This is a genomic window from Kribbella sp. NPDC050281 (assembly GCF_040655855.1).
Lineage (GTDB): Bacteria > Actinomycetota > Actinomycetes > Propionibacteriales > Kribbellaceae > Kribbella.
In genome coordinates this window covers 44313-71198 of the sequence record NZ_JBFAKS010000018.1, presented here as the reverse complement: position 1 = coordinate 71198, position 26886 = coordinate 44313, and the positions used below count along the sequence as shown (strand labels likewise).

Sequence of the window (26886 nt, the reverse complement as noted above, 5' to 3'; positions counted from 1 at the left end):
TCATGGGTCGTGGGCGGTGGTGAGGGTCAGGTGGTTGGCGGGGTTGGTGACGGTCAGGGGGCCGTTCGTGCTGGTGGTGGCGGTTCGGGTGGATTGGTGGGCCAGGAGCGACAGGGTCCTGGGTGCCGGGTGGCCGTAGTCGTTGTCGCGGCCGACCGAGATCAGGGCGAGGCGGGCGCCGGTGGCGGCGATGAAGGCCGGGTCCTGCTGGGCCGAGCCGTGATGCGGAACCTTGAGGACGTCGGCTCGGAGGTCGGCGCCGGAGGCGAGGATGGCTCGCTGGGATTCGGGTTCCAGGTCGCCGGTGAGGAGGATCCGGAGGCCGGACGCCTCGACCATCATCGCGATGCTGGCATTGTTCTCCGGTGAACCCTCGTCGCTGGAGGTCGCGGACGACGTACCCGGTGGCGGAAGTGCCGGCACGCGGGCCGGCCAGAGCGTGGTCCAACTGAGGGCGCCGACGACGCGCGTCTCGTGATACGTGACCGTCCGCAGGCTGATGCCGTGCTGCGCCGCGAGGTCGACGACGCGGTCGTACTCCGCGCGCGGCGAGAAGTACGGCGTCACCTCGATCTCGCCCACGCGCCGGTCCTTCAGTACGCCGGCCAGCCCGCCGGCATGATCCGCGTGAAAGTGCGTGAGCACCAGCACCGGGATGTACTCGACACCGAGATCCCGCAGGCATCGATCCATCGCGGCCGGATCCGGGCCGGTATCGACCACCACCGCCGAGTTCTCACCTGCTCGTAGCGCCAAGCCGTCACCTTGTCCGACATCGCACATCACCAGCAGCCAGTCGCCTGGTGGCCAGCCGATCGAACCCACCGGACGCAGTACGACGACTGCCAACAGGACGAGCGCGAGGAGTGTCGCGATCGGGCGGGCCAGGATGCGATGCAGGCCGATGACGGTGGCCAGGCAGAGCACCGTGAGCACGGCGACGCCGATCATCGTGGCCGGCCAGGGATTGGATGCGCCAGGGAGGTCTGCGCCTTCTCGAGCTATCAGGATGATCCAGCGGGCCGGCCAGCCGGCGGCCCAGCCGACGAGCTGGGCTACCTGTGTGCTCACGAGTGCGACGCCGGCGGCTGCGAAGCCGAGGATGGTTGCCGGGCCGACTGCGGGACCGGCGAGCAGGTTCGCAGCGACAGCGACGAGTGAGACCTGGCCGGAGAGCCAGGCGACGATCGGCGTACACGCGAGTTGGGCGGCGAGCGGGCACGAGATCGCCTCGGCGAGCCAGGTCGGAAGCCATCGGGAGAGCGCGTCCCGCCAGCTTGGACCGAGCAGCACGATGCCTGCGGTTGCCAGCACGGACAGCGCGAACCCGGCCGATCGCGCGAGCGAGGTGTCGAGGAGCAGGAGCACGATGACCGCGACCGAGAGGCTGCGTGCCGCGCGGCGCCGGCCGCCTCCGCTGGACATCGCGGCCAGCGCGATCAGGCCCATCGCGGCTGCTCGCAACACGCTCGGCTGAGGGCGCGCCAGGATGATGAACACGACGACCGTCATCAGGCCGACCGCAGTCAGCCCGCGCGCCCGCACGCCGATCAGCCGGCTGAACGGCAGGACGAACGCCAGCAGCAACGTCAGGTTGGTGCCCGAGACCGCGGACAGATGGGTCAGACCGGTCGTCCGGAAGTCGTCCGCGAGTTCGTCGGAGAGCCCGGACTCGTCACCCATCACGAGTGCGGGGACCAGACCCTTCACGTCATCCGGCTCTCCCGCCACCGCTCCCCGCAGGCCGGCCCGGACCCGCTCGGCCGCGCGCAACCACCAAGCGGGCTCCTCCACCACCCGCGGCTCTCCGCGAACCGACAGCATGGCCGCAACATCACCACCACGCTCAGCTGCCTCCAACCGCCCCCTTCCGTCCACCCGCTCCCCGAACCGCACTCCTCTCCAGGCCTCGGCTCCCACCACCAACACCCGAGTCCGAACCCGAGTAATGACTTCCCCACCAGCCTGCGGGCTCGAGGTCCCGTTCCCGGGCGATGACGTCGTACTCCGAGTTCGAACCTCCTCGATGGTTGCCTTCACCACCACATACGGCGGGCGCCGGTTGCCCGGACTCCGGCGTACGGCGGGGTCACTGTCGATCTTCAACCGGACGCCAACCGTTGCGCCCTCCGCCGCCAACCCCTGGACCGGGCCGGCCTGCAACCCCTTCACCTGAAGGGCGGCTCCGACTCCCATCCCTGCGACCACCACGAGCACTCCGACGACAGCCCAGACCGCGCGCCTCCCGACGGACGTCGCGGACTTGAGCCGACCTCGCAGGAACGTGGCGGCCGCGCAGGCGAGGGCAAGTGACACGGCTGCCGTCACCACACCTGCGAGTGGCCGCTCACCGACCAGTACGACGGACGCCAACCAACCCGCACCCGCGGGCACCAACAGCCGTAGATCAAGCGTCTCCCCCGGCTGCTCGGGAGTCTCGTCAGATGCGGACATGGGACTTCAGGGAGTCGAACTTCTTGGGGCCTACGCCGGGGACTTCTTGGAGTTGGTCGATGGTGGCGAAGGGGCCGTTCTGGGTGCGGTAGTCGAGGATGCGTTGGGCCAGGACTGGGCCTACGCCGGGGAGGGTGTCCAGTTGGGTGAGATCGGCGGTGTTGAGGTTGACGGGGGAGTTGGCGGCGGACGGGGACGTTGGAGTGTTGCCTGGGGCGGTGGTGGCGCCGGGTGGGGTGGGGATGCCGACGAGGATCTGTTCGCCGTCGGTGACTGGGCGGGCGAGGTTGAGGGTGGTCAGGTCGACGCCCCGGAGTGGGCCGCCGGCGAGGGTCAGTACGTCGGCTACGCGCGAGCCGGCGGGGGCTCGGACGAGGCCGGGGCGGCGGACCTTGCCGGCGACGTCTACAACGACCACGCCGGCGGGCGACTGGCCGGTGCCCGAGCCCTGGCCGGTGGCCGAAGGCTGGCCGATACCCGACGATGGCTGGCTCGCGCCGGTGGACGGCTGCACGGCTCCGGGTGAGGGGTTCGCGCCTGGCTGGCCGCTGCCGGGTGAGGACGCGGCGCCAGGTTGGGTGACGGGTGAGCCGGAGGTGACGGTCGTGGGTGGGCGGGCGTCGGGGAGGGTTTCGGGGCGGGCGCGGAAGACTTGCCAGGCGGCCCAGGACAGGCCGATGGCCAGTACGGCGGCCAGGACCACGACATGCCGTGGGGACAGGGTCCAGCGGGCGTCTCGTAATCGTTCGGGCCGGATCGATTCGGGGATCCATCCACCGCGCACGTCCTCATCACGCTCCTCCAGGTGTTCGTCGGGTGCGTGCTCGCGTGCGTTGGCGGCGAGCCGCGCCAGCGCACGCTCACGGGCGCCCGGGGCGGGCGCTGGAGCACGACGTGTGACTTTCACGCCAGAGAAAGTACGAGTCCGTGCGCCCTAGAAACTCCCGAATTTGAAAGCTGTGGAAAACCACAGAAGGAGGTCGCCCGCCCGCTGCGCGGGCGGGCGGGAGGCGGAGGGTGGGTGTTAGCGGGGGGCTACTACTACGGCTAGGAGGCCGGGGCCTACGTGGGCGCCTATGACGGCTCCTACTTCGCGGAGGACTATTTCTTCGGCTGCGGGGAGGCGGTCGGAGAGGCCGTCGGCGAGGGTTTGGGCCTTTTCCAGGTTGGCGAGGTGGTGGACCGCGATCTGGACCGGGGTGTCACCGGCGCGCTGGACGGCGATGTCGGCGAGGCGGGCGATCGCTCGGCTGGAGGTGCGGACCTTCTCGAGCGGGACGATCCGGCCGCCGCTGATCGTCAGCAGTGGTTTGACGGCGAGCGCCGTACCGAGAAGGGCTTGAGCCGCGCCGATGCGGCCGCCGCGGCGGAGGTACTCGAGGGTGTCGACATAGAAGTACGCCGAGATCGACGCCATCCGCGCGCGGGCCGCGGCCTCGACGCCGGCCTGGTCCTCCCCCGCGGCGGCTGCGGCAGCCGCGACCAGGACGGGGAACCCGAGGCCCATGCCCAGCGAGCGGGAGTCGACCACGCGGACCGGGATGGGCGACTCCTTGGCGCCGATCATGGCGGCCTCGACGGTGCCGGACATATCGCCGGAGAGGTGGATCGACACCACCGACTCCGCTCCGTCCTTCGCACAAGCGGCGTACGTGTCCGCAAAGGTCTGCGGCGCCGGACGGCTGGTCGACACCGGGGTGAAGGTCTTGAGTGCCTCCGCGACCGCGTCGGTGGAGGTGGCGCCGTCGTCGTACGAGGTCCCGCCGATGACGACCTGGAGTGGCACGACGGTCAGCGGGTGGCGGAGCACCTCGTGCGTGGCCAGCCCAGCCGTGGAGTCGGTGACGACGTGCACGCGGGCTGACATGAAGCGAGGTTACCGGACAGTTAAGTGCGTGTCTGCCAGACTGCGGAGATGAAGGAGACAGCGGCAGAAGTCACCCAGCTGCAGCAGCTCCTCGACGCGGCGTACCAGCGCTCGACGGAGCATCTGCAGAACATCATCACGGACTCGCGCCGGCTGGACGCCGGCGAGCTGGTGCGGGTTCTGACCGGCATGTGCACGCTGAACCTGGCCACCGTCACCGCCCGCGGCGAGCCACGGATCAGTGCGGTCGACGGCCACTTCCTGCACGCGCGGTGGGTGTTCACGACCTCCGGGTCCGCGGCCAAGGCGCGGCACCTCAAGGTCCGGCCCGCGGCCAGCGTCTCGTACGTCGACGGCGAGCGGATCGGCGTGTTCAGCCACGGGCAGGTGGAGACGTTGACCCCGGACGACCCGGACTTCGCGGAGATCGAGGCGCACCTGGTCAAGCACTACGGCAGCTCACCGTCGAGCTGGGGTGACGACATCGTCTACTACCGCCTCCAGCCGACCTGGATGGTCGGCTACGCGTTCGACAAGAAGGCGGTCCTCGAGCAGGCGGACTCCCCCAAGCACTGAGCGAGGTGGAGGCCAACCCCTCCGGTGGCCTCCACCTCGTTGCGCCGGCTCCCCACTGCACCGACCCCCCAGTTCGTCACGCTGACTCCCCTCGTTGCCAGCGTTCCAACTTCTTCTGCTGACTCCCCCTTGTTGTCAGCTGAGCTCAGAAACCTCGGCGAGCTACTCCCCGTGCCGGTTCCGCGAAGTACCGGTCTGACCGCGAGCCCGTCGAGGTCCCGGGAGGTCCCAGCAGCCGACCCACCGCGGCGGGTGACCAAACCCGCCACTTCCCCGTGTCAGCCGGACCGGCACTCGTCCCCTGTGTCGTGTGCCCGGCCCAATACTGGGACCCCGCCCCGGGTCCGGTGCCCTGACGGCGCACGGCACCCGGTTCAGGCAGGACAGATCCGCACCGTGCAGCACTCCGGAGCTCTCGGCAGCCGATCGGCGCCCCCACCACTCGGCCACCGGATACCCTCCGCGTTGCCGCTCCCGAGCTCGACGGCAGTGCTGCGGTGAACCAAGGCCTCGTCATGGCTCACCACCCCTTCCCTGCCGCCGCTGCCGGTGTCGGACTCTGCTTCGTGGAACCTGTCCTACGGCTGTAATTCTTGGTCCGGCAGCCATGTCAGGACGAGGCAGAAGAACCGGCAGTTGCCCGGCAGCTTCAGCGGATCGGCGTCACGAAAGCGCAGCGAGTACGTCGTTCGCCAGCCGCAGCACCGCTGCAGCGGGGTCGGGCTCCGGCCAGCCAGGAGCCACCGAGGCACTCTCGCAGGACTCCTGCAGCACCGCCCACGCGGTCGGGAGCATCGGCGGGTCCATGGACCGCTGCCAGGCCAGCAACTGGCCACACAGGGCGTCGCCGTCCTCGGACTTCCCGAGGGCGTGCAGCACGGCCACGGCCTCCGGCAGGACCTCGAGCAGGTACACGACCCGCCCCTCGACCAGCAGCCGGTTGACCGCGTCGCGGATGCAGATGCGGGCCTGCTCCGCGTCGCCGGCGTCTCGGGCCATGCGGCTGCGGTAGCGCATGACCTGGTAGTCGAAGTACCCCCGGTGCCCGCGGATGTCGGCATCCGCCTCGTCGAGCAGCGCCCGGGCCTCGTCGTACTGGCCGTCGTGGTACTCGACCATGGCCAGGCAGCCTGCCACCTTGGTGCGCTCGGGGTCATCGGACGCCTGGCTGCCGCGGGCGAGCAGCGCCCAGCGCCGCGCGTCTGACAGGTTGCCGAGCTCCAGCTCGACGCGGCTGAGCGCCATGTACGCGATCTCGTCCGGGTACACGCCCGGGTTGACCAGTGCGGCCTCCCAGGCGAGCAGCAGCTCCTTGGCCTCGGGCAGGCGACCCCATCGCAGCAGGGCGAGCCCGCAGATGGCCTGCACCGTCGCGGACCGCTGCACGTCGCCGTGCTTGCGCGCGTCATCCACCAGCGCCGGGATCTCAGCCAGGCTCTGGGTGTCGAGCAGATGCGAACCGGACGACACCCACCCGCCGCGGGCGACCAGGCCCATCTCGGTCTCGCCGGGGATCAGTGTGCGGGCCTCGCCGTAGTGCCGGCGCGCACCACGGACGTCACCGGTCAGGCTCGACAGCCGCCCGGCGATCGCGCGCAGCATGCCGCTGACTTCCTTGTCCGCGACGTTGTCCGCGCACAACGTCGCCCAACGGATCCCGCTCTCGGCCACACTCGCCTGGTACTGCCACGCGATCCGGAACCCGAGCACGATCCGCGCGGCCACGTCCCACTGCCCGAGCTCGGCCGCGCGAGCCAGCGCCACCTCGAAGAGCGCCGAGTTGGCGTTCGCAGCCCGGTAGCGCCGGTCCCGATCGGGCGAGGACCACGCGCCCTCGAGCCCGGAGACGTAGTTCGAGCACCACGCCACCGCGCGGTCTCGGAACTCGATCAGGTCGTCCCCCTGCGACGACAGACCGGCGTACGCGTGCTCGCGGATCGTCTCCAGCAGCTTGTAGCGGGCGCCGTACAGCTGCTCGAACTCGTGCACCGGCTGCAGCAGCGACTTGTCCACCAGCTCGGCGAGCAGCATCGGTACGTCGGCCGCGTCGATCGGATCGCCTGTACACACACCGGCCACCGCATCCAGCGTGAACGGCGACCCGAGCACCGAGGTGCGGTAGAGCAACTGCCGCGCAGCGTCGGACAGCGCGTCCACGCTCCAGGCGATCGTGTCCGCCAGCGTCCGCTGATGCGGCGCCCCGAACCGCCTCGGCCCGGAGAGCAGCCGGAACCGGTCGTCCAGCGCGGCCAGGATCGTCTCCACCGACAGCGAACCGGCCCGCGCAGCCGCCAGCTCCAGTGCGAGCGGCAGCCCGTCCAACCGGCGGCACAGCCGGGCGACGATCGACGCGTTCTCCTCGGTCAGCACGAAGTCGGACCGCACGCGAGCCACCCGCCGGCAGAACATCTCCACCGCCGGGCTGGCCGCGATGTCCGCGAAGTCCCTGTCGTTGTCCGGTACGCCGAGCACCTGCACCCGGCGGACCACCTCGTCCGGCAGCCCGAGCGGGATCCGCGACGTCACCAGCACGCCGATCCCCGGGAAGCTGCGGACCATCCGGTTCGCCACTGTCGCGACCCCGTCGAGCACATGCTCGGCGTTGTCCTCGACGATCACCAGGTCACCCGGCCGGCGGCCGGACAGTACGTCGTCCAGGTCCGACGTACCGGGAGCCGTGCCGAACGCGTCCAGGATGGCCGACGGTACGGCGGCGTCCCGCTGGACAGTCGTGAGGTCGACAACCACCACCGTCGTGTCAGCACCGGAGAACTTGTCGGCCGCAGCCAGCGCAAGCTCGGTCTTGCCGACTCCACCAGGGCCGACGAGCGTGACCAGCCGGTTCTGCCGCAGCAGCCCTTCCAGCTCCAGCAGCTCCTGCTCACGGCCGACGAGGCCGTCCGGGATCGGCCGCGTCCCGCGCCAGCGCAGGCCGGTCGGTGCCGGGTCGGCCACCGAGATCACCGGTCGTACGGCGCCGTGCCCGGCCGCGGCGAGGAAGCGGTCCGCGTCGCTGGATCCGAGCCCGAGGCCCTCGGCGAGCAGCCGGACGGAGTCCTTCCGGGGACGCGCCACCCGGCCGGCTTCCATCTCACGGATGCTCCGCACGCTGAGCCCGGCCCGCTCGGCCAGCTCCTCCTGGGAGAGGCCCGACTGGACTCTCAAGTCGAGCAAGACATCGGCGAAGCCCCGCCGCCCCTCAGCCCGGCCATCCGTGTCCGACAAAGCCCGTCACCCCTCTAGAGCCTCACGTTCCTGTCACAACATAGCGTGACTGAGCGGTCGGTGCCGGGTGCGTCCAGTGAGCGGTATCACACAGAACTGTTGACCAAGGCAACGGGTTTACTTCAGAACGCAATTACTGAACGCGCAGAAAATCATCCGGCCCGGTGATTCAAGCACTTGCGCGAACCGAAACGGATTCATTGTCGCCGGCGTAGAGGGAAAGGATTCCGGCCCAGTCGTCGAGCCGGGCCCGGGTGTCCGCACGGCCGGAATCGGCATTCGTCAGGCTGCCGTCACAAATACCGCGGGTGGCGCGGATGAGGAGTTCGGTGCCGAGGCCATGCCAGTGGTCCCGCAGAGTCTCAAGGGCTGCCATACGGGCAATTCAATCGGAGCCGTGTTTCGCGAACGTAACGCGATCGGCAACATCACGATAAGTCACCGAAATCCCTCCCGGCGAGTTACCTGGTAGTCCGTTAACCGGGAAGCCAGGAAAGCCGGACCTGCCGCCGGGGATTGTCGACATTGGTATCGACCAGGCAGATCGACTGCCAGGTGCCGAGCATCATCCGCCCGTCCAGCACCGGGATCGTCGCGTACGGCGGCATCAGCGCGGGCACCACGTGGTCGCGCCCGTGTCCCGGCGTACCGTGCCGGTGCCGCCACTCGAGGTCGCGCGGCAGCAGTTGCTCGAGCACCGCGAGCAGGTCGGTGCCGCTGCCGGCCCCGGTCTCGAGGATGGCGATCCCCGCCGTCGCGTGCGGGACGAAGATGTGCAGCAGTCCGTCGCCCTGGGCCTGATGAGCCTCGGAGCTGACGTACTGCTCACACCTGCTCGTCAGGTCGAAGACGACTTCCGCACCGCCGGTCGTGACATCGATCAGCTCAGAACGCATCTGAGCAGCCTAGCCCGTGCCACTTGGACACGGGCCAGGCCGCAACGATCAGGCCGGAACGATGTTGACCAGCTTCGGCGCGCGGACGATGACCTTGCGGATACCCCGGCCGTCCAGCGCCTTCTGCACCGCATCGGAGGCCAGCGCCAGCTGCTCCAGGTCGGCGTCGCTGATGTCCGGCGCGATCTCCAGCCGGTCCCGCACCTTGCCGGCGATCTGGACCACGCAGGTGACCGTGTCCTGGACCAGCAGCGCCGGGTCGACCTTCGGCCAGCCGGCCTTGGCGACGGTCGGCTCGTAGCCCAGCGTCTCCCACATGTCCTCGGCCGTGTACGGCGCGACCAGGCTCAGCAGCACCGCCACCGTCTCGACCGCCTCCCGGACCGCCGGGTCGGCCGCGCCCGGTCCAGCGTCGATCGCCTTCCGGGTGGCGTTCACCAACTCCATGATCCGGGCAACCATCACGTTGAACCGCATCGAGTCGATCAGCTCGGCCGAGTCGGCGATCGTCCGGTGGGTGATCCGGCGCAGCTCGACATCACCGGTCGAGGGATCCGAACCCAGCGGCGCCTCGACCGATCCCGCCAGCCGCCAGGCCCGTTGCAGGAACTTCAGCGAGCCTCCAGGCGACATGTCGGCCCAGTCGATGTCGTCGGCCGGCGGACCGGCGAACACCATGGTCAGCCGGACCGCGTCGACGCCGTACAGGTCGATCTGGTCGCCCAGGTTCACGCCGTTGCCCAGCGACTTGCTCATCGACTTGCCCTGGTTGATCACCTGGCCCTGGTTCAGCAGCCGGGTGAACGGCTCGACGACGGTCAGCATGCCCATGTCGTGCAGCGCCTTGACGAAGAACCGCGCGTACAGCAGATGCAGTACGGCGTGCTCCTTGCCACCGACGTACTGGTAGACCGACATCCACCGCTCGGCGGCGGCCGGGTCGTACGGGCCGTCGGTGTACTCCGGCGACAGGTAGCGCAGGAAGTACCAGGACGAGTCGACGAAGGTGTCCATCGTGTCGGTGTCACGCTCGGCCTTGCCACCGCACTTCGGGCAGTCGACCTCGACCCACTCGCGGTCCGCGGCCAGCGGCGACACGCCCTTCGGCGCCAGGTCGGCACCGCGCAGGTCGGGCAGCTCCATCGGCAGCTGGTCGTCCGGGACCGGCACCTCGCCACACGTCGGGCAGTGGATGATCGGGATCGGCGCGCCCCAGAACCGCTGCCGGCTCAGCAGCCAGTCGCGCAGCCGGTAGTTGATCGTCCGCTCGCCCAGCCCCTTGCTGTCCAGCCAGTCGATGATCCGGGCCTTGGCCTCGTCGACCCCCAGTCCGTCCAGGCTGATCTCGTCGTTCGCGCTGTTGATCGCCGGGCCTTCGCCCGTGTACGCCTTGCCGTCGAAGTCGGGTGACGGCTGCACGGTCCGCACGATCGGCAGGCCGAACTTCTCCGCGAACTCCCAGTCCCGGGTGTCCTGGCCGGGCACCGCCATGATCGCGCCGGTGCCGTAGTCGGCCAGCACGTAGTCGGCGGCCCAGATCTGGATCCGCTCCCCGGTCACCGGGTTGATCGCGTACGACCCCAGGAACACACCGGTCTTGTCCCGCTCGGTGCTCAGCCGCTCGATCTCGGTGGTCGACTTGACTGCGGTCAGGTACTCGTCGAAGGCGGCCTGCTGGTCAGGGGTGACCAGCTCGGCGGCCAGCTTCGCATCCGGTGCGACCACCATGAAGGTAGCGCCGAACAGCGTGTCCGGCCGGGTCGTGAAGACCCGGATCGGCTCTTCGCGGCCCTCGACCTGGAAGTCCGCGAACGCGCCCTCGGACCGGCCGATCCAGTTGCGCTGCATCAGCAGGATCTCTTCCGGCCACTGCAGCAGCTCCATGTCGTCCAGCAGCCGCTGGGCGTACTCCGTGGTCTTGAAGTACCACTGGGTCAGCTCGCGCTTGGTGACCTCGTGCCCGCACCGCTCACAGCGGCCCTGGATCACCTGCTCGTTGGCCAGGACGGTCTGGTCGTGCGGGCACCAGTTCACGAACGACGCCTTGCGGTACGCCAGCCCGCGCTCGTAGAACCGCAGGAACAGCCACTGCGTCCACTTGTAGTACTCCGGGTCGGACGTGTGCAGCCGGCGCGACCAGTCGAAGCTCATGCCGTAGCGCCGGATCGACTCGGCCTGCGTCTCGATATTGGCGTAGGTGTAGGTCGCCGGGTGCTCGTTGCGCTTGATCGCCGCGTTCTCGGCAGGCAGCCCGAAGGAGTCCCAGCCGATCGGGTTCAGTACGTCGTACCCCTGCTGGAACCAGTACCGCGACAGCAGGTCGTGCAGCGCGAAGACCTCGGCGTGGCCCATGTGCAGGTCGCCGGAGGGGTAGGAGAACATCGTGAGCGCGTAACGCCGCTCGGCCGAGCCGTCGTCACGTGCCTTGAACGGGTCCAGCTTCTCCCACACCGGCCGCCACTTGGCCTGCATGACGTTGAAGTCGTACCCACCCCGGTCGATAGGGGCGTCCTCCACCTGCTCGCTCACGGTCCTACTCCCGCACTCGTGTGTTGTTGAGCCTAAATCTGCCAGACGGCGTTCCCAGAAATGAAAAAGCCCCTCACACAGGAGGGGACGCCGCACTGACCGGCGCTCATCGGCGCCTGGATGCCAGTACGGCTAACTAAGGAGCAGGCTCACTCGCATACCACCAGTCTAGCGCCTCGAGCCGAGACCGGACACCAGGGCGTCCAGCGCGAACACGAAGCGTGCTTCCGCATCTCGCGGTCCCTTCGCCGCCTCGGCCAGCAACGGGAACTCGGAGAGGTCGAGCGGCGCCAGCTGATCGACCGGATCGCCCTCCGACGCGGTGACGACCTGACCGACGACGAAGCCGGTCACCGCGTAGATGACGTCCAGTGCGTCAGCGGGTGCGAGACCAGCAGACCGCAGGCTCTCCAACGCGGTCTCCAGCGCCTGAAGGTTCTGTGCGGTGATGGCCGGCCGGGACGCGATCAGCGGGACCAGATTGGGATGCGCGAGGAGTGCGGCCCGCAGACTCTGCGCATAGTCGCGCATGCCCTCCTGCCAAGGCGTCTCGAACACCGGAGGGGCGATCGAGGCGACGAGTTGCTCGACCAGGCCGTCCAGCAGGGCGTCCTTGTTCGGCACGTGGTGGTAGATCGTCATGGCCTCGACGTCCAGCTCGGCGCCGAGCCGGCGCATCGACAGCGCCTTCAGCCCTTCGCGATCGGCCAACGCGAGCGCGGCCCGCAGTACCGCCTCACGGGTCAGCCCCACGCTGTGGCCACGGGTACGGCGTGCAGTCATCGGGACCCTGATTCTCGTTTGATGATTCTTACGGCGTAAGTATACCCTGAAACATACATCGTAAGAATCAGGAGGATCGCGATGACCACCATCGCCGCACCACCCCGCTCACCGGCGTACGTCAGGCCGGCTCTGTACGCCGGCCTGCTGCTGACCGTCCTGGCCACGCTCGCGCCGCTGATCGACATCGTCACGATCGACGTCATCGCCGACCACGTCCGGGCGGCGTACCCGGCCTGGCCGCAGAAGTCGGTCCTTGCCGACCGCAACGCGATCGCCATCTACCTGGCCGCCGTCGGAGTCCTCGGGCTCGTCGGCTGGCTGTACGCGATCTGGGGCGTCGCCCGAGGCAAGCGCCGGGTCCGCGCGGTCAGCACTGTGCAGTTCGTCCTCGGCGCGACCATCCAACTCATCGGTCTGTCCGTCGGCGGCGAGGCTTACACCACGATCGTGCCGCCACTGCACGGCATCATCGGCGCCCTGCCGTCCCTGGCCGGACTGGTCGCCGTTGTGGGTCTCTGGCGCCGCCGTCGGGACTGACCGGTCAGAGCAGTGCGCGTACGGCGGCGAGGTGGTCGACCTGGGCTCGCCACTCGGTGCCACCAACACCCAGTACGGCGTGACTCGCACCGGCTTCGGCGTACCGACCGAGTCGATCGGCCGCCTGCTCGGCAGTGCCCGTGAGCGGCAGGGACACCGCTCGGTCGTACGGCATGCCGTAGCCGCCGGCGAGCCCCGCTGCCAGCCCTCGGATGGCAGCGTCATCGGCGCCTCCGGCCGACACCCCGCCGATCGCGATCGTGGGCACAGGCCTCGCGTACCGGTCCGCGAGCTCCTCGAGCTGGTCCCGGCCGGTGGCCACCTCCTCGACCGGCACGAGCGAGGGGAACCAGCCGTCACCCAGTTGCGCCGCCCGCCGCCGAGCCACCGCGGAGTCGTTGCCAACCCAGAACCGCGGCCTCGCGACGGCGGGCGCCAACTGCACCGCCGGGCCGTCGGCACCGAGGTCAACGGGCTTCCCTGCCAGTAGGTCGGGCAACGCGCGCAGTGCCCGGTCGGTACGTCGCCCGCGCTCGGCGAACGGAACCTCGGCCGCCCGCCACTGCTCGTCGCCACCACCCGATCCGACGCCGAGGATCAGTCGTTCGCCGGAGACGTACTGCAGGGAGGCGATCTGCTTGGCAGCCCAGGCCAGCGGGCGGATGGCCGGCACGAAGACGCTGACTCCGATCGCGACCCGCTCCGTGACGGCTGCCGCGGTCGCCAGCCCGATCGTCGCCTCCAGGGTCGCGGCACCGATGGCGAGGTGGTCGCCCATCCAGACGCTGTCCAGCCCCGCCTCTTCGGCGTACCTGGCGGCCGCGCGCAGGTCGAGGTGCTCGGTTCGCTGGACATCTACGGAGGGCAGGATGACACCGATCTTCATCATGGCAGCCAGCCTGAGACCTCAACCGAGGTTCAGGTCAAATCTCCTGGACGAACTCGGTGCCGCCGGCGCGGCGGTGCTCGCCGGGAGTGCGGCCGTAGTGGCGGCGGAACGCAGTGGAGAACGGACGTACGTCGGAGTACCCGCAAGACCGGGCTACCTCGGTGACGGTGACCGTGGGGTCGAGGAGTAGCTGGGCGGCCAGTTCGAGGCGGAGGCGGCGGAGAGTGGTCATGATCGAAGCGCCGGTCTGCTGTTGGAACAGTCGCTCGGCGTGGCGCTCCGAGAGGTGTGCGGCGGCTGCTACATCCCGCACGGTGATCGGGCGAGACAGGTTGTCGCGGAGGTGGCGCTGCATCGCCTCCACGACCAGGGGGCCGCGGTCACGCCGTACCGGCTCCACTGCCAAGTCCCCGTCGAGGGCGAAGGCTCGGGCGGTCTCCATGACCAGAGTGGCGCCCAGAGCGCCCAGTGCGGTGCTGTAGCCGGACACCGGTGCAGCCGCCTCAGCCGCCAGCGCTGTGATCAGTGCGGGGAGTGAGCCGGTCCGGTCTGACATCACGGGCCCGTCCGAACGTGTCAGTCCGGACCACCAGCCGGGTTCATCAGAGCCTGGCCGGAACGTGAAGCCCCAGAACGCGATGCCGAGTGGCTCGCTCCGGCTGGACTCGATCTCGTGGACGTCGCCAGGGCGGGCCAGGAACACCGAGCCCGGCTGAACGTCGTACCTCAGGTCTCCTGAGTTGAAGCGGCCCGCGCCGGAGTAGGCCAGGCAGACCTCGTGGAACGAGTGGCTGTGCCAGTAGTTGCGCCAGTACTCCGGCCGGTAGTGCCCCCAGCTCAGGAAGTCAGCGCGGAACCCGTCGACCTCGCAGGACTCGAGCAGTCCGGCGAGGTCGACGAAACGGTCCGCGATCGCGACATCCGCGAGGGTCAAACAGCGCTCCTGCCGGTCGGGTCGACTCCTCGCAGCATCATGCCCTGCCCGAGCGAGTGGTCGTGCGTCTTCACCGTCGGCGGGTCCGCCGGGTCGCGGTACTGGATCAGCCAGGTGGTCCGCGCCTCGTCGCTGGTGTTCACCCCGGACCCGTGCACGGTCAGATAGGTGAAGAACAGTACGTCGCCCGCCTCGGCCGGCTGCGGCGTCGCCGCCTCGAACGGCGGGTCGATCAGGTGGTACGAACCCTCCGCCTCGTGCTGGCGCGGCCCGTCCTTGTGGCTGCCCGGGATCACCCGGACGCAGCCCTTCTCCACCGGCGCGTCGTCGAAGTGGAAGATCGCAGCGCCGACCCGGTGGTACTTGTGCGGGAAGAACGGGTAGTCCTGGTGCAGCGGGAACGGCGAGCCGTTCTCCGGCGGCTTCACGAACAGCTTGGTGTGGTGCAACTGGACGTTGTCCACCCCCATCACCGCAGCGGCCACGTCGGTGAACCGCGGGTCGATCACGAGCTTGCTGAACTCCGCGTCGTAGAACTGCGCGTCGTGCAGATGCTGCAGCCGGGTCGCGCCGTCGGACAGTCCCATCGCGGACTTCCAGGTGGCGTCATCGTTGCGGTTCAGCTGGGCCAGCAGCTCGTGGCTGCGCTGCCGGTAGTAGGCCGCCTCCTCCTTGCTGAGCAGGCCTTTCACCAGGACGAAGCCGTCCTCGGCGTACTGCTGTGCCAAGGTCGACAGATCGGGCTTGGCAGAGGTGACAGTCATCTCGAAGTTCCTCCTCCTCGGGTACTTCGAGACTACGAACACCGACGTCCGGACGGCAGGATCGGACCGGACGCCGATGTTCGTCAAACGGACACGATCACAGTCCGAGCTGCCCCAGCCGAAGGGCGTCGGCTCGAGTGCCGCCCTGTTGGTCCCACGACGAGTCGTGTGGATCGGGGTTACTCCTCGGACTTGGCTGCCTCGGCCCTTGCCTGCTCCTCGACCGGCACGACGATCGGCCGGAGCCGGGCCCAGAGGACGAACAGGGCCGCGAACACGATCATGGCGAGGCCGCCCCACAGGTTGATGTTGATGCCGGCCGCCTTGGCGACCTCGTGCGGGTCGGCGATGATCCCGAGGATGGTCAGCACCAATCCGTAGATCCCGACCAGCGCCGCGATCACCACCCGGATGTCGAACGCGCCGGTCTTCTTCTGCTGCTCAGCCATTTCTGTACCTCCCGTCAGCCGAAGACGATGTTGAGGGCGATGACCATGACCAGTGAGATGCCGGCCAGCAGCACCGGCTTGCGGTACCAGCCCTCGTCGCCTGCCTGCGCCACCTCGGTCCGCTGGTCCTTCGGTGTCAGCGAGTAGACCAGGCCGACCAGTTCGGAGTCCCGCTTGGGCGCCGTCGCCAGGCTGACCAGCACACTGACCAGGATGTCGACCACGAAGGCCGCGCCAGCACCGACGAAGCTGGCTCCCTGACCCGGCAGGTCGATCACGCCGTTCTCGGACAGGATGAAGACCAGGACCGCCGTCGCCGTACCGCTGACCAGACCGGTCCACCCGGCGGTCGCGGTCATCCGCTTCCAGAACATACCGAGGATGAACGTCGCGAACAGCGGTGCGTTGAAGAACGAGAACAGCTGCTGCAGGTAGTCCATCAGGTTGCTGTAGCCCGACGCGATCGCCGCCGTCCCGATCGCGATCAGCGTGCCGGCGACCGTGATCCAGCGACCGGTGCGCAGGTAGAAGTCGTCGCTGCGTTCCTTGACGATGTACCGCTCGATCAGGTCGTACGTCATGACGGTGTTGAACGAGCTGAGGTTGGCCGCCATACCGGCCATGAATGAGGCCAGCAGACCGGTGATGGCCAGGCCGAGCATGCCGTTCGGCAGCAGGTCGCGCATCAGCAGCAGCAACGCGTCGTTGTAGGTGACCTCGCCACTGCCGTTGGCCTTGAACTGGGCCAGCTCTGGCACGAGCACGGCCGCGATGATGCCGGGGATGATCACGATGAACGGGATGAACATCTTCGGGAACGAGCCGATGATCGGAGTACGCCGGGCCGCCGACATGTTCTTCGACGCCATCGCCCGCTGCACCTCGACGAAGTTCGTCGTCCAGTAGCCGAACGACAGCACGAAGCCGAGACCGAACACCAGACCGATCACGGAGAGGAAGTCCGAGGTGAACCCGCTCAGCGCGTTGCCCGGCCAGGCGCTCATCTGCTCCGCGCCGCCCGGCGACGCGCTCACCTTGTCGACCAGGCCCTCCCAGCCACCGACCTTGTGCAGGCCGACCAGCGTCAGCGGCAGCAGCGCGGCCACGATCACGAAGAACTGCAGCACCTCGTTGTAGATCGCCGCGGACAGGCCGCCCAGCGTGATGTAACTGAGCACGATCGCCGCAGCGGCCATCACGGACACCCAGATCGGCCAGCCGAGCAGCACGTTCACGATGGTCGCCAGCAGGAACAGGTTCACACCGGCGATCAGCACCTGGGCGACGGCGAAGCTGATCGCGTTCACCAGGTGCGCGGGCTTGCCGAAGCGACGCAGCATGAACTCCGGCACGCTGCGCACCTTGGAGCCGTAGTAGAACGGCATCATCACGACGCCGAGGAACAGCATCGCCGGGACCGCACCGATCCAGAAGTAGTGCACGGTCGGCATGCCGTACTGCGCGCCGTTCGCGGACATGCCCATGATCTCGATCGCGCCGAGGTTGGCCGAGATGAAGGCCAGACCGGTCACCCAGGCCGGCAGCGTGCGGCCGGACAGGAAGAAGTCCAGGCTGTTGGAGACCGCGCGTTTGGCGAGGTACCCGATCCCGAGCACGAAGACGAAGTACGTCGCGATGATGATGTAGTCGATCGCCGTGGCATCCAGCCTCAGGATGGATTCAAGTGCGAGCATCGGCCCTCCGGATCCTCGATGTGACGCATCGTGGTGTTACCGGTGAGGAACGTTACTCCTGCTTTCAACTACAGTCGCGCCGACCCACCAACAAGCTAGTGTGCTGAGTCGCCGTCGACCTTCCGGCTCAGGGCACTAGATCCGGATCTCGGCGACGACGGGTCGGTGGTCGCTGCCGGTGGAGCTCATCACCCAGGCCTTGGTCGGGGTGACGCCCCGCACCATGATGTGGTCGATCCGCGCCATCGGGAACTTGGCCGGCCAGGTGAAGCCGAACCCGTAGCCGGCCGCACCCTGGGCCGAGCGCAGTCCGGTGGTCAACGGGGCCAGGCTGCGGTCGTTCGCCGTACCGTTGAAGTCGCCCATCACGATCACCCCGGCGAGTTTCTCGTCCGAGATCTGCCGGCCGAGCGCCTCGATCGTGTCGTTGCGCTGGCCGGAGGTGAAGCCGCTGGTGCCGACCCGCACGGAGGCGAGGTGGGCGACGTACACCGCCACCTTTCCCTGCGGGGTGCTCACCTCGGCCCGCAGCGCGCGGGTCCACTTGAAGCCGACGTCGACCGACTCGCTCTGCGCCACCGGGAACTTCGACCAGAGCCCGACGGTGTCGCGGGCCACCTGGTACGGGTACGTCTTGGCGAACGCCGCCTTGTAGACCTTCATGTCCGCCGCGGTGACCTCCTCGAGGGCGATCACGTCCGCGTCGGCGGTGAGCAGATCCTGCGCCGTCGCCTTCGGGTTCGGGTTGTCCGCATCGACGTTGTGCGACAGGACACGCATGTCGTACGCACCGCCACCCTTGCCGGGGATCAGCAGGTTGCCGAACATCAGGCCCCACACCACCGCGGGCACCAGCAACGCGACACCGGCGATAGCGGAACGTCGTACCAGGGCCGCGATTCCGAGGATGGGTATGGCGACGCCCACCCAGGGCAGGAAGGTGTCGAGCAGGCTGCCGAGGTTGCCGACCGAGTTCGGCACCCAGCGGTGGAAGAGCAGTGGAAGGGCGGACAGCACCGCGAGGACGGCGATGAACCAGCCGCGACGCCACTTGCCGTTCTTCCGGCGCCCACGGCTGTTGGCCCGCGACGGCGGTTTCGGTGCTGCGACAGCGGTCTGGCGGTCCGACATGCAGTGATTGTTGCGGACACACGGTCCGGACCAAAGCCGCCGCAGGGTCCGGCGTGGCTTTTCATCCCTAGGAAGGACCGGTCCGGACCGAAATGATTAGCATTCTGTGAGGACGGTGGTGCGAAGGGCTGAGAGCCCTGACAATGCGACTATGCCGTCTGTGCAGACCGCCGAGCCGTTCGTCGTCAAGCGTCGCGGACTCGGGACGACGAAGACAGTCCTGTACCTCGGCACGCTGCTGTTCGCGCTGATGGTGCTGCTCACCGTGCTCTGCGTCGTCGTGCAACTGATCAGGGGCGAACCGGTCCGCGAACCCCTCGAGGCCATCTGGCTGTCCTTCGGCGGAACGCCGCTGATCTTCGCGGTCGGCCTTCCGGTGCTGCTGCTGGTCGGCGCCGTGACAACGATCGAGGAACGGCGCGAGGCCGACTCGGACGACGTACTGCTGTCGATCGACGCGGCCGGGATCCACCTGGGCGGTGAGCAGCGCCGCATGATCGCCTGGCCCGACGTACACGGTGTCTGCCGGGTGGAACGGCACGAGGTGAACGCCGAAGGCGACGAGGTCTGGGAACCGTATCTCGTCGTCCTGGTGCACGACGAAACCTCGCTCGCCCGGAGTTCGAGAAGCTGGGGTCCGTCCTGCCGATGGCCCGGCACCGTCGAGATCCTCGGCCGGCCCCTCCCCTACAACGACCTCGTCGCAGCCGTCGCCCGCTACGCCCCCGACGTCACCGTCACCGACCGCGGCCGCACACTCGACTGATCCCGGCCCCGGTCTCGGACGCGAGAGTTCCTCCTACCTCCCCGCCCTGAGCGAACCGAAGGGCGGGGAGCTTCTCAGCCCTTCGGGCTCAGGAGTTTCTCCAGGTCGGTGAGGACGTCCATGGCGCCGAGCGGGCCGAGGCCGAGGAACCAGACTTCGTCGTCGACGCGGGCCACGTGGCCGTCCTTCACCGCGGGCAGCGCCTTCCAGAGGTTGCCGTTGACAACGGTGTTCTCGGCGGTGGTGTCCGGCTTGCCGTAGCTGGAGTAGAAGATCCAGTCACCGGCCGCCTGCGAGATGTTCTCCTGCGACACCTCCACCGCGAGGTCCTGCACGTCCTGGATCTTCGGCCGCGGCAGCCCGACGTCCTTCAGGATCACGCCGATGAACGACAGGTTGCCGTACAGCCGGATCTCGGCCGGCCGGAACCGGACCAGCGAGATCGTCGGCGAACCGTCCACCTTCGACTTCACCTCGTCGGCGCGCTTCTGGTAGTCGTTCAGGATCCCGGTGGCCTTGTCCTCCTCGCCGACCGCGTCCGCGACCAGCAGGAAGTTCTCCTTCCACGGGAACCCGGGCCGGATGCTCATCACCGTCGGCGCGATCGCGCTCAGCTTGTCGTACAGGTCGTTCGCGCGCAGCTTGCTGCCGAGGATCAGGTCCGGCTTCAGCGCCGCGATCGCCTCCAGGTTCAGCTCGCTGATCCCGCCGACGGTCTTGATCCCCTGCGCCTTGTCCGCGAGGTACGACGGCACGCCGGCCTGCCCCGCGGTCGTCGCCATCCCGACCGGGGTGATGCCGAGCGCCAGTACGTCGTCCAGCTCACCGCTGTCCAGTACGACGACCCGCTCGGGCTTCTTGTCCAGCTTCGCCTCGCCGAGCGCGTGCTTCACCGTCCGCGGGAAGACGCCCGGCTGCGCGTCCGAGCCGAGCTTGGCGGTGTCCTCGTCGGCGGTCTTGAACAGCCGTCCGCCGGTCGCGACGTCGGTGTCACCGACCCCGGTGTCGGCACTGCCGGTGTCGGTGCCACCACCACACCCGGCCAGCACCAGCAGGGCTGCTGTAACGACTACCACGATGCGCGTCTTCACGGACGTTGAGACTACAACAACTTTGGTTAGGCAGTCCTAACCAGGTCCACTTGTTGGGCGGCCGGCAACTCCACCGTCACCTCGCCGTCGGGCCACGCGATCCGGTATGTACCGCCCTGCGCCGCGACCACGGACGCGGCCGTCAGCCGACCACCGCTCCAACTGACATCGAAGCTCAGACCACCCCGAGCCCGCAGGCCGCGGAACGATCCATCCGGCCAGTCAGCAGGCAGCGCCGGCAGCAGCCGAATCGTGTCGGTGTGACTCTGGATCAACAGTTCGGGGATGCAACCGGTCATGCCGAAGTTGGCGTCGATCTGGAAGATGTCGCCGTCGCGGTGCAGCAGGTTGTCCGACACCAGTCGACTCAGATAGTCACGGATCACCTCCGCCGCCTTCTCCGGGTCGAACAGCCGCGCCCACAGCGCGACCAGCCACGCGGCCGTCCAGCCACCGTTGGTCGCACCCGCGGTCCGCAATTCCAGCGAAGCACGAGCGGCCGCGGCCAGTTCCGGCGTACGTGTCGGGTCGATCTCCGCGCCCGGGTAGAGCCCGTAGAGATGCGATTGATGGCGGTGGTCGGGCTCGGACGGCGGCCAGTCGGTCGGCCATTCGAACAGCCGTCCGTCAGGCGTGATCCGCACCGCGGGCAGACGGTCTCGTGCGGCCGCGGCTTGTCCGGCGAGCCCCGAGCTGAGCCCCAGTGCCTCCTCGGCCTCGTGCAGGTTCGCGAACAGCTCGCGGATCAGCCAGATGTCGTACGTCGAGGTGAGGTCGACGGACGCCTTCTCGCCGGACGGAAGGACGAAGTGGTGCTCGGGCGCGGTCGATGGGATGAACTGCAGCCGGCCGTCGCCGTCCTCGACCAGCATCGACAGGACGAACTCGGCCGTGCCCGCGATCAGCGGATACGCGCGGTCCCGGAGAAACCCGAGATCCTGCTGGAAGCGGTAATGCTCCATCAGATGCGCGGTCAGCCAGACGCCACAGGTCGCACACATCGACCACACCGGGTCGTCGCCACCTTCACCGACGGGCCAGGTCGCACGCCAGATGTCCGCGTTGTGGTGCGACACCCAGCCCGGCGCGTCGTACAAGATTCTCGCTGTCTCCGCGCCCGACGACGCGAGGCCCTCCAGCAGGTCGGTGAGTGGGTCGAAGCACTCCCCCAGGCCGGTCAGATCGGCCGGCCAGTAGTTCATTTGGGTGTTGATGTTGTTGGTCCAGTCGCTCGCCCACATCGGCCGTCGGTCGGTGTTCCAGATGCCTTGCAGGTTGGCGGCCTGGGTCCCGGGCCGGGACGACGCCATCAGGAGATACCGGCCGAAGCCGAACATCAACGCGACCAGGTCCGGATCGTTGCCCCCGGCAGCCACCGCCTTGATCCGCTCGTCGGTCGGCAGTTCGCCAGGCTCACCCAGGACCAGTTCGGCGCGGTCGTACAAGGCGACGTGGTCCTCGACGTGCCGCCCACGAAGCTTGTCCAAGGCAACCGCGTCCAGTACGCCGATCGCCTCGCGCAGCGCCACCAGCGGATCGCGGCCGGGCGGCACCGACCAGCCGGCGAACGTACTTGCCGCCGACAACAACACCGTCACACTGTCGGTACCGCGAACAGCGACACCGGCGTCGGTCACGTCCACGGCACCGCCCAGGTTGTCCACGCGCAGGGCGACACCGAAGCCGATGCCGTGACCGTCGCGGTACCGGATCGGGTCCGGACTCTGCCGGTACTCGATCGTCAGATCCGAGGGCGCGTGGCCGACGACACCATAGGTGCCGTCGGCAACTTCCACGCGCACCGGATGCTCACTGTCCAGGCTCAGGTCGAGGTCGATCGCACCCGGCCGGTCGGCCGTGATCGTCCACACCATCACCTGGTCCGGCGTCGACACGTACGTCTCCCGCCGGAACCGGGTCCCATCCACTGTGTAGTCCACACCGACGATCCCGGTCCGTAGATCGAGGCTCCGGCGGTAGTCCCGAGCCTCACCGGAGGACCGGATCAGCAGGTCGGCGAGCGGCTGGTACGACTCCACCAACGGACCCTGCAACGCCCGGGTCCGCTCAGTCGCGGCCAGCCGATCACCGTCCTCCAGCAACAACCGTCGTACGTCGGCCAGCACCTCGGGACCGTCCGCCACCGTCAGCTCGCGCGGGCCGTCGCCGGACCACACGTCGTCCAGGTTGAGGGCGATCCGCTCCACACCGACCCGGCCGAACACCTTGGCACCGAGGTGACCGTTGCCCAGCGGCAATGCCTCGAACCAGTCCGGCGCGGGGGTGCGGAACCACAGTTCGTGGGACATAGCGGGCTACTTGCTCCCGGACTTGTACTTGTCGTACGCCTGCTGCTGGATCTCCAGGTACCGGGTCATGCCGGTGCTGTCGAGACCCTTCACGTAGGCGTCCCAGTCGGTGTCGATGTTCTTCGACCCGGTGATGAACGCCAACTGGTTCTGGTTCACGTAGGTGCTGAGGTTGGTCTGCAGGGTCGCAGTCTCACCGCTCAGGCTGGGGTCCGGCCAGACCGAGGTCTGCGGGAACCACTGCGCCTTGTCCTCGTGGCCCTCGTACTGCTTGGTTGCCTCGAACAACCGCCGCTCCAGGCCGGCACCGGTGTAGATGTCCTTCGGAACCACCTGCGCGTTCCGGTAGGCCAGCGTGTTGTTGTACTGCCCCAGCGCGCCCCAACTGATGTTCTTCGGAGCGTTCTGGACCGGGTTGTACAGCGGCTTGGTGCTCGCGTCGAGCGCGATCTCACCGGTCTTCGGCTTGTTCCAGCCGACACCCTCCGGACCCATGTTGGAGATCATCTGGCCCTCGTCGGTGAAGATGTAGTCGAGCATCTTGACCGCTGCGACCTGCGCCTCCTTGCTGGCCTTGTTGGTCAGCATGAAGGTGTAACCGGTCGAGGTCGGGTGGTTGTAGCCCGTGTAGCTCTTGCCCTCAGGGCCGGTCAGCGGCGGCACCGAGTCGTACTGCTTGTCCCGGCCGTCCTTGGAGTCGAGCTGGACGAAGATGCCCGGCCACAGCACCGGCACCGATCCGAGCACGACCGCCTTCGGGTTGTTGCCCTGCGCCTGCAGCGCCTGCGCGTTCTGGGTGAACGCGGCCTGGTCGATCAGGCCTTCCTTGTAGAGGGAGGCGATGTACTTGAGGCCTTCCTTCCACTCCGGGCTGCTGACCGGGGTCACGACCTTGTCGCCGTTCAGGGTGAGCAGCGAGCGCTGACCGTTGTTGGCGCCGACCGGGTCATACGCGAACGCGTTCATCAGGTACGCGATCAGGCTGCTGTCCTGGACGTCGGTGGTCATCGGGATCTCGTCGGCCTTGCCGTTGCCGTTCGGATCCTGGGTCTTGAACGCCTGCAGCACCTTGCGCAGGTCCTCGGTCGTCTTCGGCGGCTGCAGATTGAGCTTCTTCAGCCAGGTGCTGTTGATCCACAGCTTGTCCGGGTAGGTGCAGTGGAAGCAGTCCGCCCACTGCGGCAGCGCGTAGATGTGACCGTCCGGCGCGGTCGACATCTCCTTGTACTCCTTGTTGGAGTCCAGCACCTTCTGGATGTTCGGCGCGTTCTCCTTGATCAGGTCCTCGAGCGGGACCGCGACACCCTGCTGACCGAGCTTCAGCACCTCGGCCTGGGTGAACGCGTCCACCCACGGGATCAGGAAGAACAGGTCCGGGTAGTCGCCGCTGGCCAGTGAGATCTGCCGCTTCTCCTTGGCCGGACCCGCGTCGTACGTCGTGGTCTGCCAACGGAACTGGATCTTGAACTTGTCGCTCATGATCTTGGTGACCTGGTTGGTGTCCAGGTTGGTGCTGGAGTCGGACGGGGTGAACGTGTCGATGATGACCTTGCCGTCGGCCGAGGTCTCGTTCGCTGCACCACCCTTGTCCTTGTCCGAGCTGCACGCCGCCAGGGCGAGCGCACCGGCCGCGGCCAGCGCGACGACCTTGCTCACGGATGAGCGCATTGCTGTGTTCCCTTCTGAAGTGGGCCCATTCAGCCCTGAATGGACCCGTTAGCCCTTGACCGCGCCGACCATCACGCCCTTGGTGAAGTGGCGGGCGACGAACGGGTAGATGATCAGTACGGGCAGGCTCGAGATGACGATGAGCGCGTACTTGAGAACGTTGGCCAACTGCTGCTGTTCGAGCTGCTGGGCCAAGCTGGTGGTCGTGGTCGAACCGGTCATCGTGTTCAGGATGAGCACGTTCCGCAGCACGATCTGGAGCGGATACAGGCCCGGGTCCTTGAGGTAGACCAGTGCGTCGAAGTAGCTGTTCCACTGGAAGATCGCGTACATCAGCGCGATCACCGCGATCACCGGTTTGGACAGCGGCAGCACGATCGACCAGAGGAACCGCAGATCACTGGCCCCGTCGATGGTCGCCGCTTCGTACAGCTCGTCCGGGATCGTGCTCCGGAAGAACGTGCGCGCGATGATCACCTGCCAGACCCCGATCGCGCTCGGGATCACCATCGCCCACCGGGTGTTCAGCATGCCCAGGTCCTGCACCACCAGGTACGTCGGAATCAGGCCGCCGGAGAACAGCATGGTGAAGATCAGCAGACTCATGATCACGTTGCGGCCGAAGAACGTCCGGCGCGACAACGGGTAGGCGATCGCGATGGTCAGCGTGACGCTGATCAGGGTGCCACCGATCGCGTAGATGAAGGAGTTCAGGTAGCCCTTCATGATCAGCGGATCGCTGAAGGCCTCTTTGTACGCACGGATGCTGGGCTCGACCGGCCACAGCAGGACCCGGCCGGCACTCACCGCGGACGCACTGCTGAACGAGTTCGCGACGATGTAGATCAACGGCACCGCGACAAGGATCAGCGCGATCCAGAGCATGATCTTCACGCCGATCAGGAAGATCCGGTCGGTCTTGGTCTCCTCGATCGCGGTGCGCTCCGACCGCCCGGACGCCGTACGCCGGAATCCCTGCAACGTGACACTCATGACCAGAGTCCGTTCCCTGTGATGCGCTTGGCGGCGAAGTTCACGCCGAGCAGGAGGAAGAGGTTGACCACCGAGTTGAACAGCCCGATCGCGGTGGCCATGCTGAAGTCGGCGTTCAGCAGTCCGGTCTTGTAGACGTAGGTGGCGATGATCTCGGACTGTGCGGTGTTCAGCGGGTTCTGCAGCAGGAAGGCCTTCTCGAACCCGATTGACATGATGTTGCCGACTCCGAGCACCAGGATGATCACCGCGGTCGGCATGATCCCCGGCAGGTCGACGTGCCGGATCCGCTGCAGCCGGCTGGCCCCGTCGATCCGGGCCGACTCGTGCAGCGCCGGGTCGATGCCGGACAGCGCGGCCAGATAGATGACAGCGGAGTAGCCGGTGGTCTGCCAGACGTCGGACCAGACGTAGATGTGGCGGAAGTAGTCCGGCTTGCCGAGGAAGTCGATCTGCGGGACCCCGAACAGGCCGATCGCGTCGTTGACGAATCCGAGCCGCGGCGACAGCACCAGGATCGTCATCGAGACGACCACCACGGTGGAGATGAAGTACGGCGCGTAGGTGACCAGCTGGACGGTCTTCTTGAACCGGCCGTTGCGGATCTCGTTCAGCGCGATCGCCAGGATGATCGGGATCGGGAAGCTCGCGAGCACGGTGTAGGCGGCCAGGATGAAGGTGTTCTTCACCAGCGTCCAGAACACCGGGTTCTGGAAGAACAGCTCGAAGTTCTTGAAGCCGACCCAGTCGCTGCCCCACGGGCCCTTGATCGGGCTGTAGTTCTTGAACGCGATCACGCCGTTCGCGATCGGGATGTACTTGAAGATGACGAAGTAGGCGAGCGGTACGACGATCAGCAGATAGAGCTGCCAGTGCCGGCGCAGGCTGCGGCGGGCCGCGGTCCGCCGGCTCGGGCGAGGCGGCGGGGTGCGTTTCACCGCCTCGGTCCTGGCCGGGGCCGCCGGCGCCGGCTTCACCTCGAAGGTTGCGCTCACTCCGCATCCTTTCCGTCACGCTCTGGGGTGGAACCGATATCCGATAGGATCTCGGGTTTCGCTATCCCGGAGAATGACACAGAACCCCCGGCAGTGGAAGACTTCTGCACCGGGTCGATACCGGACCTTGACCGATGCGCTCAGATCGCTTGCCTGCAAGGGTTCCCTCGTGTTGCTGAGAGCAACGACCCTCGGCGAACGCCGAATGATCCACTGGCATCGCCAGCGGATCCGGGCGGACAGCGGTCCCGGCAGAAGTCGCTCTGAGCCAGCGGCTTCGGTCCGGACCGGAATTTATTTCTCCTGTGAACTATGTCGCAGTCAACCCGCCGT

General features: G+C 67.8%; 22 protein-coding genes. 3 read left to right on the top strand and 19 right to left on the bottom strand.

The annotated features are described in order from the left end of the window. The 3 genes from AB0I34_RS20795 to AB0I34_RS20785 form a co-directional block, all read right to left on the bottom strand. Entirely contained in the window at positions 1-2454 is a 2454-nt protein-coding gene (locus AB0I34_RS20795; protein WP_360447220.1) for a ComEC/Rec2 family competence protein, read from the bottom strand. Continuing rightward, on the bottom strand, positions 2441-3361 hold the full coding sequence (locus tag AB0I34_RS20790; protein WP_360447218.1) for a helix-hairpin-helix domain-containing protein: 921 nt from the start codon (positions 3359-3361) through the stop codon (positions 2441-2443). Before AB0I34_RS20790 ends, AB0I34_RS20795 begins: the two co-directional genes overlap by 14 nt. A gap of 117 nt (positions 3362-3478) precedes the next feature. Next, positions 3479-4321, bottom strand: a complete 843-nt coding sequence (locus AB0I34_RS20785; protein ID WP_360447216.1) for a DegV family protein — start codon at positions 4319-4321, stop codon at positions 3479-3481. Between the two features lie 48 nt (positions 4322-4369). Here AB0I34_RS20785 and AB0I34_RS20780 point away from each other — a divergent pair, with 48 nt between their 5' ends. Further along, positions 4370-4897 carry a pyridoxamine 5'-phosphate oxidase family protein gene (locus tag AB0I34_RS20780; RefSeq protein WP_360447214.1) on the top strand — a complete coding sequence of 176 codons (528 nt, stop codon included), beginning with the start codon at positions 4370-4372 and terminating at the stop codon, positions 4895-4897. Between the two features lie 663 nt (positions 4898-5560). On the opposite strand, the gene AB0I34_RS20775 is transcribed toward AB0I34_RS20780, so the two are convergent. The 5 genes from AB0I34_RS20775 to AB0I34_RS20755 form a co-directional block, all read right to left on the bottom strand. Further along, positions 5561-8122 (bottom strand): helix-turn-helix domain-containing protein, encoded by a 2562-nt coding sequence (locus AB0I34_RS20775; RefSeq protein ID WP_360447212.1) that lies wholly within the window; start codon positions 8120-8122, stop codon positions 5561-5563. A 169-nt stretch (positions 8123-8291) separates the two neighbouring features. Then, positions 8292-8498, bottom strand: a complete 207-nt coding sequence (locus AB0I34_RS20770) for a hypothetical protein (protein ID WP_360447210.1) — start codon at positions 8496-8498, stop codon at positions 8292-8294. 100 nt (positions 8499-8598) lie between these two features. Then, positions 8599-9018 carry a YjbQ family protein gene (locus AB0I34_RS20765; protein ID WP_360447208.1) on the bottom strand — a complete coding sequence of 140 codons (420 nt, stop codon included), beginning with the start codon at positions 9016-9018 and terminating at the stop codon, positions 8599-8601. Between the two features lie 48 nt (positions 9019-9066). Next, positions 9067-11547 (bottom strand): leucine--tRNA ligase, encoded by a 2481-nt coding sequence (leuS, locus tag AB0I34_RS20760; RefSeq protein WP_360447206.1) that lies wholly within the window; start codon positions 11545-11547, stop codon positions 9067-9069. Positions 11548-11715: 168 nt separating this feature from the next. Continuing rightward, complete coding sequence (locus tag AB0I34_RS20755; protein ID WP_360447204.1) at positions 11716-12330, bottom strand: TetR/AcrR family transcriptional regulator C-terminal domain-containing protein; 615 nt, start codon at positions 12328-12330, stop codon at positions 11716-11718. An 81-nt stretch (positions 12331-12411) separates the two neighbouring features. Here AB0I34_RS20755 and AB0I34_RS20750 point away from each other — a divergent pair, with 81 nt between their 5' ends. Continuing rightward, positions 12412-12870: a hypothetical protein gene (locus AB0I34_RS20750; RefSeq protein WP_360447202.1), complete on the top strand. Its 459-nt coding sequence runs from the start codon at positions 12412-12414 to the stop codon at positions 12868-12870. Between the two features lie 4 nt (positions 12871-12874). Here the strand turns inward: AB0I34_RS20750 and AB0I34_RS20745 are convergent, their stop codons facing one another. The 6 genes from AB0I34_RS20745 to AB0I34_RS20720 form a co-directional block, all read right to left on the bottom strand. After that, positions 12875-13759, bottom strand: a complete 885-nt coding sequence (locus AB0I34_RS20745) for an LLM class flavin-dependent oxidoreductase (RefSeq protein ID WP_360447200.1) — start codon at positions 13757-13759, stop codon at positions 12875-12877. 34 nt (positions 13760-13793) lie between these two features. After that, positions 13794-14693 (bottom strand): AraC family transcriptional regulator, encoded by a 900-nt coding sequence (locus AB0I34_RS20740; protein WP_360447198.1) that lies wholly within the window; start codon positions 14691-14693, stop codon positions 13794-13796. Continuing rightward, the gene (locus AB0I34_RS20735; protein ID WP_360447196.1) at positions 14690-15457 is read right to left on the bottom strand and encodes a phytanoyl-CoA dioxygenase family protein; all 768 of its coding nucleotides are present in this window, start codon (positions 15455-15457) and stop codon (positions 14690-14692) included. The genes AB0I34_RS20740 and AB0I34_RS20735 overlap by 4 nt, the downstream gene beginning before the upstream one ends. Positions 15458-15636: 179 nt before the next feature. Beyond that, entirely contained in the window at positions 15637-15906 is a 270-nt protein-coding gene (locus AB0I34_RS20730; protein WP_360447194.1) for a hypothetical protein, read from the bottom strand. 14 nt (positions 15907-15920) lie between these two features. Then, complete coding sequence (locus AB0I34_RS20725; protein WP_360447192.1) at positions 15921-17600, bottom strand: sodium:solute symporter family protein; 1680 nt, start codon at positions 17598-17600, stop codon at positions 15921-15923. Between the two features lie 135 nt (positions 17601-17735). Continuing rightward, positions 17736-18731 carry an endonuclease/exonuclease/phosphatase family protein gene (locus AB0I34_RS20720; RefSeq protein ID WP_360447190.1) on the bottom strand — a complete coding sequence of 332 codons (996 nt, stop codon included), beginning with the start codon at positions 18729-18731 and terminating at the stop codon, positions 17736-17738. Positions 18732-18882: 151 nt separating this feature from the next. On the opposite strand from AB0I34_RS20720, the gene AB0I34_RS20715 reads away from it, so the two are divergent. Then, positions 18883-19497, top strand: a complete 615-nt coding sequence (locus AB0I34_RS20715) for a hypothetical protein (RefSeq protein WP_360447188.1) — start codon at positions 18883-18885, stop codon at positions 19495-19497. Positions 19498-19571: 74 nt separating this feature from the next. Here AB0I34_RS20715 and AB0I34_RS20710 read toward each other — a convergent pair whose 3' ends face one another. Genes AB0I34_RS20710 through AB0I34_RS20690 form a run of 5 tightly spaced genes read right to left on the bottom strand, consistent with a single transcriptional unit; the run spans position 19572 to position 26553 of the window. Beyond that, positions 19572-20588 carry an iron-siderophore ABC transporter substrate-binding protein gene (locus AB0I34_RS20710; RefSeq protein ID WP_360447186.1) on the bottom strand — a complete coding sequence of 339 codons (1017 nt, stop codon included), beginning with the start codon at positions 20586-20588 and terminating at the stop codon, positions 19572-19574. A 26-nt stretch (positions 20589-20614) separates the two neighbouring features. After that, the gene (locus AB0I34_RS20705) at positions 20615-22897 is read right to left on the bottom strand and encodes a glycoside hydrolase family 95 protein (RefSeq protein WP_360447184.1); all 2283 of its coding nucleotides are present in this window, start codon (positions 22895-22897) and stop codon (positions 20615-20617) included. Positions 22898-22903: 6 nt separating this feature from the next. Continuing rightward, a complete protein-coding gene (locus AB0I34_RS20700) occupies positions 22904-24565 on the bottom strand; it encodes an ABC transporter substrate-binding protein (RefSeq protein WP_360447182.1) in 1662 nt (553 codons plus the stop codon). A gap of 48 nt (positions 24566-24613) precedes the next feature. Then, complete coding sequence (locus AB0I34_RS20695) at positions 24614-25558, bottom strand: carbohydrate ABC transporter permease (RefSeq protein ID WP_360447180.1); 945 nt, start codon at positions 25556-25558, stop codon at positions 24614-24616. Beyond that, the gene (locus tag AB0I34_RS20690) at positions 25555-26553 is read right to left on the bottom strand and encodes an ABC transporter permease subunit (protein ID WP_360447178.1); all 999 of its coding nucleotides are present in this window, start codon (positions 26551-26553) and stop codon (positions 25555-25557) included. The genes AB0I34_RS20695 and AB0I34_RS20690 overlap by 4 nt, the downstream gene beginning before the upstream one ends. Between the last annotated feature and the right edge of the window lie 333 nt (positions 26554-26886).